A 13,188-nucleotide genomic window follows, 5' to 3' on the forward strand; every position below is an offset into this window, starting at 1 on the left:
CGGATCGGGCGTTCAGGGCCCGGTGAAGAGGAGGACCACGGCGAGCCCGGCGAAAACCAGCCCGGCGGCCCTGTGGACCAGAATCTGGCCGCGCTGGGAGCGATTGAACCAGAGGGCCAGGCGGCCGCCCAATACGGCCACGGAGAAAAAGACCAGAACGGTAGCCAGCATGAACAATGTGCCCAGCGTCAGCACCTGCACGACCACCCCGCCCAGTACCGGATTGCAGAACTGGGGCAGAAAAGCCAGGAAAAAGAGGGTGACCTTGGGATTGGTCACATTCATCACGATGCCGCGCCGATACAGGGCGGCATAACCGGGAAAGGCGGCCCCTCCGCCCGGGGTATGGGCCAGCAAGGCCCCTGCCCGGAAGGACATCCAGGCCAGATACAGCAGATAGGCCGCGCCCGCGCATTTCAGAATGGTGAAGGCCAGGGGCGAGGTCTGAAAGATGGCCGCCACGCCCAGGGCCACCGCCGTGGTATGCACGCACAGGCCGGTCACCAGGCCCAGAGTGGTTACCAGACCCGCGCGCACGCCGTAAACGGCGGACTGGGTGAGCACGAAAATATTGTCCGGGCCGGGCGCGATGCCCAGCAGAAGGGAGGCTGCGAAAAAGGTCAGCAAAACCTCGGGGCTCAACACGGCGCAACGACTCCCTGTTGCAGAAAAAGGATTTTTTCAGCGCGGGGCCGGGCCTTGACCGCGCATTCCAACCGCAAGGCCGCGCTCTTGTGGGCACAGACGCGGCTCGCCAGCAGGCGCACGGGCCGTCGTCCGCTGGTGTAGCGTGCCCCGCCGGGCGCAAGCCCGTTGTGCTGGGCCAGCCGCCGCGCGAGATCCGTGGTGACGCCGCAGTACAGGGTGCCGTCGGCGCATTCCAGCAGATAGACGTGCCAGTGGGTCGCGGCCCCGCCGGTGCGGGCGGGACGCGCCGAAACGCGTATGTCTTGTGTCATGCGGATCCGGACATAGGCCGGGAAAACCGGCGCGCTTGTTTATGCCAGAGTATTTCAACATTCAAATACGCTGGGGACTGTTTTCATTAGGATTTTCGTTCTCTGCCAGGGAAGACGAGTCCCGAGCGGCGGGAGTATATGCAAACCCGACCTTCGCACGGGACGATCCTGACGCAGGCAGAGGGCGAAAGGACAATTTAGAAACAGGCCCTAGTCAAAGCCTCCGGCAAGCCAGGCGGTCAGCAGAAAACAGACCAGCCAGTTGCCGATGCGCCAGGGCCAGGGGTTGGGTTCGCGGCCCTGCATCAGCAGGCGCATGTCGCGCATGCTGCCCGCCACGCTGCCCACAATGTGAAAAAACACAAAGCCGATGCCCGCCAGCAGGCCGAACTGGGCCAGACAGACCAGAAAAAGGGCAAACGTGATGCAGGGCGCGAGGCAGGCGTTCTGCTCCATGCGCCCGCTGGTCCAGATATGGCCGAAGCGCAGGCCGCCGGGGCCGAAGCCGCGCCGGAATTCCGCGCCGCCGAAACCGCGCCCGCTGTGTCGGTCCTGATCGCCGAATGCGCCGGCATGGCCGTTGCGGCGGTCATGTTCCTGTCCCGGCTCCAGTACTTCGGCGTCCAGAACCCGGCGCTGCTCATTGTTTCCGGATGTCCCGGACGCGCCGGAAATTCGCTCCGGCAGGTTGGCGCCGTTGTGCTGTTCATGCGGATTGCTGGGGGAAGGGGTCATGCCTCTCCTCCTGGGCGGTACGGGCGGCAGGGCGCCTGGCCGCTGAAAAATGAAAAAACGTCGTTCATGTTCCGGTTGTGCCTTGTGCTGGGGCCAGCGTCAAGTGCGGCTTGCCTTTGGCAGGGCTCGGCTGTATCGTCATTCCCCATAAAAACCGGCCCGCCGGGGCTGGAAGCGTGAAGGAGAAAATCATGAAAAAATATTGTCTGGCGGCCCTGCTGGCCGCTGTATTGAGTTTCGCCTGCGGCGCGACGAGCCTGGTCCAGGCCGCGCCCGCCGCCACTTCAGCGGCAACGGACAAAATTCTGCAGGAGGCTTGGACGGCCTACAATATCGGTGAGTACAAAAAGACCCTGCGTCTGATTCAGCCCTTGGCCGGGGACGGCAATCCCCGTGCCCAGGTGATGCTGGGCCGCTGCTACGAAAACGGCCTGGGCGTGCCGCAGGACCTGGCCGTGGCCGCCCAATGGTATCAGCTGGCCGCCGAGCAGAACTACAGCGAAGCCCAGGTGCTGCTGGCCTATTGTTATGAAGTGGGCGCCGGGGTGCCCAAGGATCCCAGGGCCGTGGTGACCCTGATGACCCGCGCGGCCAATTCGGGCAATGCCGAGGCCCAGTTCAATCTGGCCCTCTATTACAGCCAGGGCATGTATCAGACCGCCAAGGACCAGAAGGAAAGTTTCCGCTGGGCCAAGCTGGCCGCCGACCAGGGGTATGCCCAGGCCGAGCGTTTCGTGGGCGCCTGCTATGAATACGGCATCGGCGTGCCCGCCAACCCGGCGGAAGCCGCGCTCTGGTACAACAGGGCCGCCGCGCAGGGCCTTGCCAAGGACGGAAATGTGTTCAACCGGGTGCGCGAATATCCCATGCCGTAACGCTCTTATGCTTGTATCCGGCCACAAACGTGGCCGGATACAAGCATAACGTGCGCTATGCACAAGCGGAAATTACAGGATATCCTTATCGCGGCGGCCATGCGCAACCTTCCCACGGGCGCGTTCATTTGCGACAGGGAAGGCGTGGTGCGGTTCATCAATGCCGCGTATGCCAAATACCTGGGTTTGCGCCCGGAAGAGGCCATCGGCCGCCATATTACCGAACTGATCCCCACTTCGGGCATCCCGGCGGTGCTGCGTTCGCGCAAGGCCGAGTTGCGTCAGATACGGCGTTTTCCCAACGGCGGCGCGACGCTGATAGTCAATCGCGTGCCGCTCTTTGGCGATGACGGCGAACTGATCGGGGCCTTGAGCATGACCCTGTTCGATACGGCGGACCAGGTCAGGGACCTTCTGGAGCACGTGCGGTGCCTGGACAAAAAGGTCAGTTCCTGCCAGCGGCGGATCAAAAGCGCCCTGTCTTCGCCCTACACGGTTGAATCCATTGTCGGAAAAAGCGAAAGCATCACAGCCTTCAAATCCCTTTTATTGCGTTATGCCCGCACGGACGCGGCAGTGCTCATTCTCGGCGCCACGGGAAGCGGCAAGGAGTTGGCCGCGGGCGCGATCCATGCCGCCAGTTCCCGCACCGAGGGCCCGTTCGTAAGCATCAACTGCGCGGCGATACCCAAGGACCTCTTTGAATCCGAGGTCTTCGGCTACGCGCCGGGCGCGTTTTCGGGCGCGCGCAAGGAAGGGAGCGTCGGCAAGATTGAAGTAGCCCACCAGGGCACGCTTTTCCTTGACGAGGTGGGCGATCTCCCCTTGCAGGCCCAGGCCAAGCTGTTGCGCGTTCTTGAGGAAAAGCGTCTGTTCCGCCTGGGGTCCTCCCAGCCCAGGGATGTGAATTTTCGCCTGGTGGCGGCCACCAATCGCGATTTGAAGGCCATGATCGCGGCGGGAACCTTCCGCGAGGATCTGTATTACCGTATCAATTCCATGAAGCTGCGCCTGCCCGCCTTGCACGAGCGCCGCGAGGACATTCCTCTGCTGGTGCGTTTCTTTCTTGACCATATGGGCGCGGGCGAAACCGCCTGCGCGGAAGAAGCCATGAACGTGCTGATGGAATATCCCTGGCCCGGCAATATCCGCGAACTGCGCAACGCCGTGGGCCATGCCCTGAGCCTCTGCCGCGACGGCCGTATCTTGCCGGGCGATCTGCCGCCCGAACTGCGCAACCACGCCCTTTCCCTTGTGAATGTCGACAACAAGGGCAGACTGCGCGCCGTCGCGCGGGACAGCGAGGCCCAGGCTCTTCTGCTGACCCTGCGCGAACAGGGCTGGAACGTGGCCAAAACCGCCCGCGTCCTGGGCCTTTCGCGCGCGGGAATTTACGTCAAGATGCGCCGTTTCGGCATCCGGCGCAACTACACCGACGTGTAACAATTCCTCTCTTTCCTGCCCCCGCGCCCCGTCCCGGCTTTTCCCGGCGGCGGGGCGTTGCTGTTTCCCGCACTTCCTCTTCTTCCTTTCCGCATTTTTCCCCGACTGTCCGCGTCAGCCGGTCACACAGTGTGTTTCTTCCTTTATTTGTGATTTTTATACGTTGTATGTCTAACTTTTTAGACATGATTTGTACAATAGTCTCAAAAAATAGACATATATACACGATTATGTATAAAAATTATTTATTGAATAGTATTATAACAATTTAATTTTACATTATTATTTATCAAAAACGGCATCAAATATGCTTTGGTACATGCATTGCTATAAAAATCACAATTGAAAGGCGTAAGGGCTTGGAGCGTACTGCAGTGCCCCTAACTTTGAGAGGTGAGATATGGCAAGGCTGAACAGCGCATTGGGAGACAATAAAAGGAATGCCGCAATTTTCTTTCTGGCTCTGGCGGTCATGGCGGTGATCATCGCGCTGCCGACGCCGGAGCCGTTTTACAAGGGCACGGAAGCGATTTCCCTCACGGCCGACGGCAAGATCGTCATGGCGGTGCTCTGTTTCGCGGTGATTCTATGGATGACGGAGGCCATTCCCTTTCCGGCCACCTCGCTCTGTCTTCTCGTTTTTCTGCACATTCTGGGTGTGGAGAATTTTAAAAATCTGGTCAAGCTCGGCTTCGGCAACAATGTGCTGCTCTTCCTGATGGGGGCCATGGGCCTGTCCGCCGCCATGACCTCTTCGGGACTGGCGCGCCGCTTCATGCTCTGGATGTTGACCAAAGTGGGCCGGCGTACGGACCATATCGTTCTGGCCTTTATTGCCATAGGCGCGCTGCTTTCCATGTGGGTGACGGATATGGCGGTGGCGGCCATGCTGCTGCCTCTGGGCGTGAGCATCCTAAAGAACAGCGGCTGCAAGCCGCTGGAGAGCAATTTCGGGCGCGCGCTGATGATCGGCATTGTCTACGGCGCGCTGATCGGCGGCACGGCCACGCCCGCGGGCTGCGGGCCTAATGTGATCGCCATGCAGTATGTGCGGGACATCGCCCACCTGGACGTGACCTTTGCCCAGTGGATGATCGTGGGCGTGCCCGGCGCCATGCTCATGGTGCCGTTGGGCTGGTTCTGCCTGATGAAGTTTTTCCCGCCCGAATTCCGTGAAATCCCCACCAGTCTCGACAGTATCCGTAGCGAACTTCAAGGGCTCGGCGGCCTGGGCGGCAAGGAAATCCGCACGCTGGTCGTCTTCTGCACCATGGTTGTCCTGTGGCTGTTCGGTTCATACCTGACGCCGCTGCTCGGCTTCAAGCTGCCGGAAGCCTTTGTGGCCCTGTTGGGCTTTGTGCTGCTGTTTCTGCCCGGCCTCAGGGTCTTCGACAACTGGAAAGAAGCCTCCAACTCCATTGACTGGGGCGGGTTGGTGCTCATCGCCGGCGGCATTTCGGCGGGCATGCTTCTGGCCAGCACGGGCGCGGCCCGCTGGGTGGCCTGGGGCCTGCTTTCCGATGTGGGCGGCTTCCATCCGGTGCTGCGGGTGCTCGCCGTCATCGCCCTGGTGGAAGGACTCAAGATCTTCTTTTCCAGCAACAGCGTCACCGGAGCCGTGGTCATGCCGCTGATTATTTCCCTGGGCATGGACATCGGCATGAACCCGTGGGTGCTGGCCGGTCCGGCAGGCATCGCCCAGAGTATGGCATTCATTATGGTCACCTCTTCCCCGACCAACGTGATTCCCTATTCCGCAGGCTATTTCAAGATAGCGGAATATGCCAAATGCGGCGTCGTCATGACCGTCATCGCCATCTTGTGCGTGACCTTCTCGGTGGCCGTATTCGGGAGTTTGGCCGGTATGAACATCTGGTAAGCCCGGCAGTTCCGTGAATTGCCGCCCCAATAAATCTTTTACCCGGGAGGATCGCATGAAGACAGTCGCAGAGCAGATGGAACTGGCCCGCAGGGCTCAGGAGGCCGTGGCCGAATATACGCAGGAGCAGATCGACGAGGTCTGCCTGGCCGTCGGCTGGGAAGCGTACCGTGACGAGAACATCGCCAGACTGGCCCGCATGGCGGTGGAAGAAACCGGCTTCGGCAACGTGGAAAGCAAGATCCTCAAGCACAAGCGCAAGGTCGGCGGCGTCATGCACGACATCAAAGGCGCGGTGAGCGTGGGGCTTATGGAGCGGGACGAAGCCAGCGGCATCTCGAAATACGCCAAGCCCGTGGGCGTGGTCTGCGCCATTCTGCCGGCCACCAACCCCACGGCCACCTGCGGCGGCAAGGCCGTGGGCATCCTCAAGGGGCGCAACGCGGTCATCTTCAAGGCCAGTTCCCGCGCGTTCCAATGCACGGCGGAAACAGTCAGGATGATGCGCAAAGGCCTCAAAAAAGTGGGCGCTCCCGAGGATCTGATCCAGATTCTGGAGGATTCCGGCCGCGACGGCATCGCGGAACTGATGAAAGTCTCGGATCTGGTGGTGGCCACAGGCAGCGGGGCCGTGGTGCGGGCGGCTTATTCCAGCGGCACCCCGGCTTACGGCGTGGGCCAGGGCAACGCGGTGGCCATTGTGGCCGAGGACGCGGATCTTGTGGAAGCCGCAGAAATGATCTGTGCCAGCAAATTCTTTGACTACGCCACGTCCTGCTCCTCCGAAAATGCGGTCATTGCCGTGGCGGACGTCTACGAGCGGTTCATGGAGGAAATGCCGGCCCACGGCTGCCACCTGGTGAGCGGCGCGGACCGGGAAACACTCCGGAACCATATGTGGAAGGTCAATGCCAAGGGCAAGTTGGCCCTCAACCCGGGCGTCATTGCCAAGTCCGCCCAGGTCATTGCCGACGGCGCGGGCATCAGTATCCCCGACGGCACGGATATTCTGCTGGTGGAAGGCCGGGAGCCCATTGCCGACGACAAGTTCCACGACGAGAAAATCTCGCCGGTGCTCACCATCTACAAGGCCGCTGACTTCCAGGACGCCTACCGCATTCTCACGGAATTGACCAGCAGGGTGGGGCGCGGCCATTCCTGCGGCATTCATACCTGGAGGCGGGATTACATCGACTATCTCGGCACGCACATGAAAACCTCGCGGGTGACCGTGCGCCAGCCCATGAGCGCGGGCAACGGCGGGCATCCCTTCAACCGCATGCCGTCCACGGCCACGCTGGGCTGCGGCACCTGGGGCGGCAACATCACCACGGAAAACGTCCACTGGAAGCAGTTTATCAATGTGACCTGGGTCAATGAGCCGGTATCTCCCTGGGGATTCATGGACGAGGAAATGTGGGGCGAATTCTGGAAGAAGCACGGCAAATAAGCCCGAGCATGCCGGATTGGATTTTCTGAAAAAGGAGCGGTTATGAATCTTTTTGAATACCAAGCCAAGGAAGCCTTCCGGGAATGCGGCATAACCACGCCCAGGGGAGTGCTTGTACGGTCCGTGGAAGAACTGGACGCGGCTTTTGCTGAAACGGGTTTTCCCTGCGTGCTCAAATCCCAGGTGTTACGGGGCGGGCGCGGCAAGGCCGGGCTGATCAGGGTGGCCGGTGATGCGGAAACGGGCAAAAAGGAAGCCGGGGAACTGTTCGCTTCCGGGCACAACGTGCGCATGCTTCTGGTGGAGCAGGCCGTGGATATCGCCCGCGAAATTTACCTGTCCATGACCGTGGACCCGGTCAGTGGCACGGCGCTGCTCATGGGCTGCGCCGAGGGCGGCGTGGATATCGAAAGCCTTGCCGCCACGCAGCCGGAAAAGATCGTCCGCGTGCATGTGGACATGGCCGAGGGGCTCGGCGGTTATCATGTGAACAATCTGATCTACGGCATGGGGCTTTCAGGCGAGGAAGCCAAACAGGTCGGCGCGGCGGCGCGCGGTCTGTACAAGGTTTTTCGCGCCCGTGACGCCCAACTGGCCGAAATCAATCCGCTCTTCATCACCAAGGACGGACAGGCCGTGGCCGGGGACGGCAAATTGATCATCGACGATAATTCCCTGTCCCGGCAGCCGCGTTATCCCCTGAGCCGCGATTATTTCGATTCGGACGTGGAGTTCGAGGCGGCCCAAGAAGGTATCCCCTATCTGCGCTTCGAAGGCGACATTGCGCTGATGTGCGCTGGTTCCGGCCTGACAACCACGGTTTTCGACCTTATCCACGACGCGGGCGGCAGCGTGGCCACTTATGTGGACTTCGGCGGGGCCAACTACACACGGGCCGTGCGGGCCATGGAGCTCTGCCTTGAAACGCCCAGCAAGGTGATTCTGGTGGTCACCTTCGGCACCATCGCGCGGGCCGACGTCATGGCCGAGGGCGTGGTGGAGGCCATCAAAAAGCTGCATCCCAAGGTGCCCGTGGTGCTGCGCATTCGCGGCACCAATGAGGCGGAGGCGTTTGAAACCCTGAAACAGGCCGGTCTCGCCAATCTGTACGATACTGAGGAAGCCGTGCGCAAAGCCGTGGATCTGGCGGCGGGGAGGGCATAATGAGCATTTTCGTCAATAAGGACAGCCGAGTGGCGGTCCAGGGCGTTACGGGCAAGGAAGGTTCGTTCTGGACCAGGCACATGAAGGAAATGGGCACCCAGGTGGTCTTCGGGGTCACGCCGGGCAAGGAAGGGCAGGATGTGGCCGGAGTGCCGGTATACCACAGCGTGCGCCGGGGCATGCGGGAGCATCCCGCCGATGTGGCCATGCTCTTCGTGCCGCCGCGTTTCACCAAGGACGCCATTTTCGAGGCTCTGGACGCGGGCATCCGCAAAATCTGCGCCACGGCCGACGGCATTCCCCTGCACGAAAGCGTGCAGATCCGCAAAGCGGCCCTTTCCTGCGGGGCCATGGTGGTGGGGGGCAATACCACGGGCATTATTTCCGTGGGCGAGGCCCTGCTGGGGATCATCCCCTACTGGATCGACAGCGTGTATAAAAAAGGCCATGTGGGGGTCATGACCCGCAGCGGTTCCCTGACCAATGAAGTGACCGCCGAGATCATCAAGGGCGGCTTCGGGGTCACCACCCTGGTGGGCGTGGGCGGCGACCCGGTGCCCGGCACCCGCTTCGCCGAGCTGTTGCCCATGTACCAGGAAGATCCGGACACGCATGCTCTGGTGGTCATCGGCGAGCTGGGCGGCAGCATGGAAGAGGAGGTGGCCGAGGCCGTGGAAGCCGGGGTGTTCAGCAAACCCCTGGTCGTCTTCATGGGCGGGCGCACCGCGCCCGAGGGCAAGCGCATGGGGCATGCCGGGGCCATTGCCAGCCACGGGCACGGCACAGTGAAGGGTAAAACGGCCGCTCTGCTCAGGGCCGGGGCCGGGGTGGCCGCAAAGCCCGGCGAAGTGGGGCCGTTGCTGCGGGAAATGTTGGGCTGCGCAACGTAAGCAGAGCGGGGCGTCGCGTTATTCCGCATTGAATGTTTTGCGGAAGGCGGCGCGGCCTTTCCGACAGGGATGCAACGCCATCACCGGCGGCGGCTTTATCGCCGGTGATGGCGTTGCATGCCCCAGCGGGCCGGATGGGAGATTATGTGCTCTTTTGGGGAAAAAACATCACATTTGGAGAATCAGAGGGTAAATGCATCGCGATAAATGTTTCACGGACGCACGGATCTTTAGCGGCTGAAGAGAAGTATTTATATAATAAAGACATTGCTGCGCGGCTGTTGATATGATTCAGCGCCGGGCTTTGCCCGTGTTCAGCTTTCAGTGAGTCATTCCGCCGCCGTGTTACGCGGGCCGCCAGTCCTTGACGCCCAGATCCACGGAGACGATGCCGTTATAGGTATCCAGGCGGGGCGTGTAGGCCAGGCGGATGGTCTGACCCACCAGGGAAGGCGGCAGAGCCTCGGCCATGCGCCAGGCTTTGGCCGACAGGGTGACGCCGCTTTTCTGGTCCTGAACGCGCAGCAGCACATGCTCGCGGCTGTGTCCCAGAAAGGAGCGTTCCTTGACCAGCAGGGGCGGCGAGGCGAATACCGGTTCGGCATTGCCCGGTCCGAAGGGTTGCAGAAGCTCCAGCTCTTTTAAAAAGCACTGTTCACCGGCACGGGCGAAATCCAGCTCGCATTCCAGGGTCAGGGTGGGGCGGAGCGGCTCCGGCCCCAGCGCTTCGGCGGCCACGGCGTCGAAACGCTCGCGGAATTCTTCCAGGCGTTGCGGCTCCAGGCGCACTCCGGCGGCCAAGCGGTGCCCGCCGAAGCCCAGCAGGCAGGGGGCCGTGGCCGCGAGGCCCGAATGCAGGTCGAATTCGCGCACCGAGCGGCCCGAGCCCTTGAGGTTGCCCTGATCCTCACAGAGAATGATGGTGGGGCGGTAAAATTCATCCACAATGCGCGAAGCCACAATGCCCACAATGCCGGGGTGCCAGTCCTGGCCGTAGAGCACAAGGCTTGCGCGCGGTCCGCGCGAAAGCTGCTCCTCGGCCTGGACGCGGGCCGCGGCGTGGATGCGCTCCTCCTCGGCCCGGCGTTCGGTGTTCAGGGCGTCCAGTTGCGCGGCCAGGCGCGCGGCGGCCGCGTAATCCTTTTCGCGCAGCAGCTGCAGGGCCAGCTCCGCCTGTCCCATGCGCCCGGCGGCGTTGATGCGCGGGGCCAGACGAAAAACGACCTGCCCGCTGCTCAGGGAGGCGGCCGCGTCAAAACCGCTGACCACCTTGAGGGCCGCCATGCCGGGGCGTGCGGCTTTGGCCAGTTTGCCCAGGCCGCCGCGTACCAGAATGCGGTTCTCGCCGGTCAGGCGCATGACGTCGGCCAGGGTGCCCAGAGCCACCAGATCCAGGGCCTCGTCCATTTTGTAGCGTTTGCCCGTATGCGGGGCCAGAGCCGCGTTGACGGCGGCCATGAGATAAAAAGCCACGCCCACCCCGGCCAGATGCGGGCAGGGCGAAGCCTCGGCCTCGTCCAGGCGGGGGTTGCAGATGGCCTGGGCCGGGGGCAGTTCCGCCGGGGGCAGGTGGTGGTCGGAAATGACCACGGTCATGCCCAGCTCCCGCGCGCGGCGCACGGCTTCCAGGTCCGAAATACCGCAGTCCACGGTCAGCAGAATGCCGTAGCCTTGCGCGGCCAGGACTTCGATCTCGGGGACGTTCAGGCCGTAACCCTCGCTGCGGCGGTCGGGCAGATGGTGCCCGGCCATGATGCCGTGGGCTTCCAGGACATCCAGGGTCAGGGTGGAGGCCGTGATGCCGTCCACGTCGTAGTCGCCCCAGACAGCCAGCTTTTTGCCGGACAACAGTTCCTGGGCCAGCAGTTCGGCGGCCTGCGGAATCTGGGGCCAGCAGGAGGGCGGCGTGAGCGCGTTCAGACGCGCCGACAGAAAATCCTCCATGGCCTCGGCCTCTGTCAGGCCTCGCTTCCAGAGGATTTCCAGCAGGAGCGGCGAAATGGAAAGCTGCTCGGCCCAGCCGGAGGGCGGCGTGCCGGACGGCCCTTCGCGAAACTGCCAGTTTTTCACGAAGCCTGGTCCTGCGCCGGAGCGGCCTGGGCCGCCTGGGCCACGGCGCGCAAAGCCTCACGCACGGCTTCCTGACGCTCTTCCGGCACCAGATTTTTTTGAATCATCCAGGCCAGGAATTTCAGCGAAGGTTCATGTTTGGGAGCGATTTCCAGGGCTTTGAGCAGATTGTCGATGCAGCCGTTGATATCCTTGGTTTCCAGGAGCGCGCGGGCCATGTTCATGTACAGATTTTCGTCGCTCTGCGAGAGTTGCAGGGCGCGCTCGTAATACTCCACGGACTGTTGCAGCATCTTGTTCTTGCGCAGATTAATGCCGAATTCATTGAAAAGATGCTTGTGCTCGGGCTCGAACGCGCCGTCCAGCTTGACCAGGCGCTCGAAAATATCCTGGGCCTTTTCCGCGTCGCCGCGTTCCATATAGGTCAGGCCGATGCCGAAGTTGGCCCGCACATTTTCCTCGTCCACCTTGAGCGCACGGGAATATTCGTATTCGGCGGCGAAATTTTCGCCTTTTTCGCGGTGGTTGTCCCCGTTGTCCACGGAACGCTGCAATTCCTGCATCTTGGGATAGACGGAATTGAGGTAGAACTCCGGTTCCGGCGCGAACTTGCTGATCAGCTCGTCCATGGTGATCTTGCGCTTGGGACCGCTGGGCACGTAGTTGGGGTTGAGCGGCTGGCATTCGATGACGTCGCCGTGCTGCTCAATGAACCAGAAGGTTTTCTGCACGGTTTTGCGGGTGGTGGTGCCTGTGCCCACCCGGCGGATTTCCTGGGTGGAAAACACCCCGCGCACCTCGGCCTTGTTGGTTTCGGCAACGGCAGCTCTGGAGGCGGCGGGCCGGGGGGCGCTGAGCGCCGGGTTTTGAGGGGCGGAGGCTTGTTCTTCGGGCATAATGTTTCCTTACGGATCTGCGCGGTAAATTTTTACATTTTACCGCGAAATCACCTGTGGCGGTGCATCGGCCGCAAGGCCGATGGTGACTGATTTCCATAGAAATCAGTATATTACCCGGCGTCGTCCATTTCCGCCAGGATGCGCCGCGCGGCCTCGGCCGGGGACGGCGCTTCAAGAATGGGCCTGCCGACCACCAGAAAGTCCGCTCCGGCGGCAACGGCCCTGGCCGGGGTCATGACCCGGCGCTGATCGCCGGCGGCGGCCCCGGCCGGGCGGATGCCGGGGCAGAGGCAAAGCAGGCCGGGCGAGGCCGTTTTGATCCGCGCGGCTTCCAGGCCGGAACAGACCACGCCGTCCAGGCCCCAGGCGGCGGCCCCGGCCGCCAGGCTCAAGGCAAAATCCGCCGGGGCGGCGGCAATGCCGGGCATTTCGCCTTCAGCAAAGCTGGTCAGCACCGTGACGCCGAAAAGCAGGGGGCGCGCGGGGCTGTCCGCCGCCAGGCCGTCCACGGCCGCGCGGGCCTCGCGGCACATGCGCTCGCCGCCCTGGCAGTGCAGGGTCAGCAGATCCACGCCCACCGCGGCGGCGGCCTTGACGGCCTGGCCCACGGTATGCGGGATGTCGTAAAATTTCAGATCAAGAAAAACCCGGAAGCCCAGGCTCTTGAGCGATTCCAGCAGGGAAGGCCCGGCCAGGGTGAACAATTCCATGCCCACCTTGCACCAGGGCGCCAGGCCTTGCAGATCACGGGCCAGGGAGAGGGCCGCATCCTTGCGGGGCAGATCCAGAGCGACGATAAGCTGGGCCATTGTCTTCCTTGTCGT

At 62.3% G+C, this 13,188-nt stretch carries 12 protein-coding genes; 6 read left to right on the forward strand and 6 right to left on the reverse strand.

What is annotated here, in order from left to right; genetic code table 11:
- Positions 1–12: 12 nt before the first annotated feature.
- From AXF13_RS03890 to AXF13_RS03900, 3 genes are all read right to left on the reverse strand, one after another.
- Complete coding sequence (locus tag AXF13_RS03890) at positions 13–645, reverse strand: LysE family translocator (protein ID WP_062251715.1); 633 nt, start codon at positions 643–645, stop codon at positions 13–15.
- Positions 639–959 carry a GIY-YIG nuclease family protein gene (locus AXF13_RS03895; RefSeq protein WP_008684715.1) on the reverse strand — a complete coding sequence of 107 codons (321 nt, stop codon included), beginning with the start codon at positions 957–959 and terminating at the stop codon, positions 639–641. Before AXF13_RS03895 ends, AXF13_RS03890 begins: the two co-directional genes overlap by 7 nt.
- A 210-nt stretch (positions 960–1,169) precedes the next feature.
- Positions 1,170–1,694, reverse strand: a complete 525-nt coding sequence (locus AXF13_RS03900; RefSeq protein ID WP_062251716.1) for a hypothetical protein — start codon at positions 1,692–1,694, stop codon at positions 1,170–1,172.
- A gap of 191 nt (positions 1,695–1,885) precedes the next feature.
- Here AXF13_RS03900 and AXF13_RS03905 point away from each other — a divergent pair, with 191 nt between their 5' ends.
- The 6 genes from AXF13_RS03905 to AXF13_RS03930 all read left to right on the forward strand — a co-directional run bounded on the left by AXF13_RS03905 (position 1,886) and on the right by AXF13_RS03930 (position 9,395).
- On the forward strand, positions 1,886–2,569 hold the full coding sequence (locus AXF13_RS03905; RefSeq protein WP_062251717.1) for a tetratricopeptide repeat protein: 684 nt from the start codon (positions 1,886–1,888) through the stop codon (positions 2,567–2,569).
- A gap of 57 nt (positions 2,570–2,626) precedes the next feature.
- A complete protein-coding gene (locus AXF13_RS03910; protein WP_062251718.1) occupies positions 2,627–4,012 on the forward strand; it encodes a sigma-54 interaction domain-containing protein in 1,386 nt (461 codons plus the stop codon).
- Positions 4,013–4,412: 400 nt separating this feature from the next.
- Positions 4,413–5,891 carry an SLC13 family permease gene (locus AXF13_RS03915; RefSeq protein ID WP_062251719.1) on the forward strand — a complete coding sequence of 493 codons (1,479 nt, stop codon included), beginning with the start codon at positions 4,413–4,415 and terminating at the stop codon, positions 5,889–5,891.
- Positions 5,892–5,946: 55 nt separating this feature from the next.
- On the forward strand, positions 5,947–7,341 hold the full coding sequence (locus AXF13_RS03920; protein WP_062251720.1) for an aldehyde dehydrogenase family protein: 1,395 nt from the start codon (positions 5,947–5,949) through the stop codon (positions 7,339–7,341).
- 42 nt (positions 7,342–7,383) lie between these two features.
- Entirely contained in the window at positions 7,384–8,505 is a 1,122-nt protein-coding gene (locus AXF13_RS03925; RefSeq protein WP_062251721.1) for a succinate--CoA ligase subunit beta, read from the forward strand.
- Entirely contained in the window at positions 8,505–9,395 is an 891-nt protein-coding gene (locus AXF13_RS03930; protein WP_062251722.1) for a succinate--CoA ligase subunit alpha, read from the forward strand. Before AXF13_RS03925 ends, AXF13_RS03930 begins: the two co-directional genes overlap by 1 nt.
- A 345-nt stretch (positions 9,396–9,740) precedes the next feature.
- On the opposite strand, the gene recJ is transcribed toward AXF13_RS03930, so the two are convergent.
- From recJ to pyrF, 3 genes are all read right to left on the reverse strand, one after another.
- Positions 9,741–11,465 (reverse strand): single-stranded-DNA-specific exonuclease RecJ, encoded by a 1,725-nt coding sequence (gene recJ, locus AXF13_RS03935; protein WP_062251723.1) that lies wholly within the window; start codon positions 11,463–11,465, stop codon positions 9,741–9,743.
- Positions 11,462–12,361 carry a tetratricopeptide repeat protein gene (locus AXF13_RS03940; protein WP_083521945.1) on the reverse strand — a complete coding sequence of 300 codons (900 nt, stop codon included), beginning with the start codon at positions 12,359–12,361 and terminating at the stop codon, positions 11,462–11,464. The genes recJ and AXF13_RS03940 overlap by 4 nt, the downstream gene beginning before the upstream one ends.
- A gap of 113 nt (positions 12,362–12,474) precedes the next feature.
- Entirely contained in the window at positions 12,475–13,173 is a 699-nt protein-coding gene (gene pyrF / locus AXF13_RS03945; protein WP_062251724.1) for an orotidine-5'-phosphate decarboxylase, read from the reverse strand.
- Between the last annotated feature and the right edge of the window lie 15 nt (positions 13,174–13,188).

The organism is Desulfovibrio fairfieldensis (assembly GCF_001553605.1).
GTDB classification, from domain to species: domain Bacteria; phylum Desulfobacterota; class Desulfovibrionia; order Desulfovibrionales; family Desulfovibrionaceae; genus Desulfovibrio; species Desulfovibrio fairfieldensis.

Coding starts and splice junctions, on each gene's coding strand:
- AXF13_RS03895 (WP_008684715.1), bottom strand. CDS start 959: ATGACACAAGACATACGCGTTTCGGCGCGTCCCGCCCGCACCGGCGGG.
- AXF13_RS03900 (WP_062251716.1), bottom strand. CDS start 1,694: ATGACCCCTTCCCCCAGCAATCCGCATGAACAGCACAACGGCGCCAAC.
- AXF13_RS03905 (WP_062251717.1), top strand. CDS start 1,886: ATGAAAAAATATTGTCTGGCGGCCCTGCTGGCCGCTGTATTGAGTTTC.
- AXF13_RS03910 (WP_062251718.1), top strand. CDS start 2,627: ATGCACAAGCGGAAATTACAGGATATCCTTATCGCGGCGGCCATGCGC.
- AXF13_RS03915 (WP_062251719.1), top strand. CDS start 4,413: ATGGCAAGGCTGAACAGCGCATTGGGAGACAATAAAAGGAATGCCGCA.
- AXF13_RS03920 (WP_062251720.1), top strand. CDS start 5,947: ATGAAGACAGTCGCAGAGCAGATGGAACTGGCCCGCAGGGCTCAGGAG.
- AXF13_RS03925 (WP_062251721.1), top strand. CDS start 7,384: ATGAATCTTTTTGAATACCAAGCCAAGGAAGCCTTCCGGGAATGCGGC.
- AXF13_RS03930 (WP_062251722.1), top strand. CDS start 8,505: ATGAGCATTTTCGTCAATAAGGACAGCCGAGTGGCGGTCCAGGGCGTT.
- AXF13_RS03940 (WP_083521945.1), bottom strand. CDS start 12,361: ATGCCCGAAGAACAAGCCTCCGCCCCTCAAAACCCGGCGCTCAGCGCC.
- pyrF (WP_062251724.1), bottom strand. CDS start 13,173: ATGGCCCAGCTTATCGTCGCTCTGGATCTGCCCCGCAAGGATGCGGCC.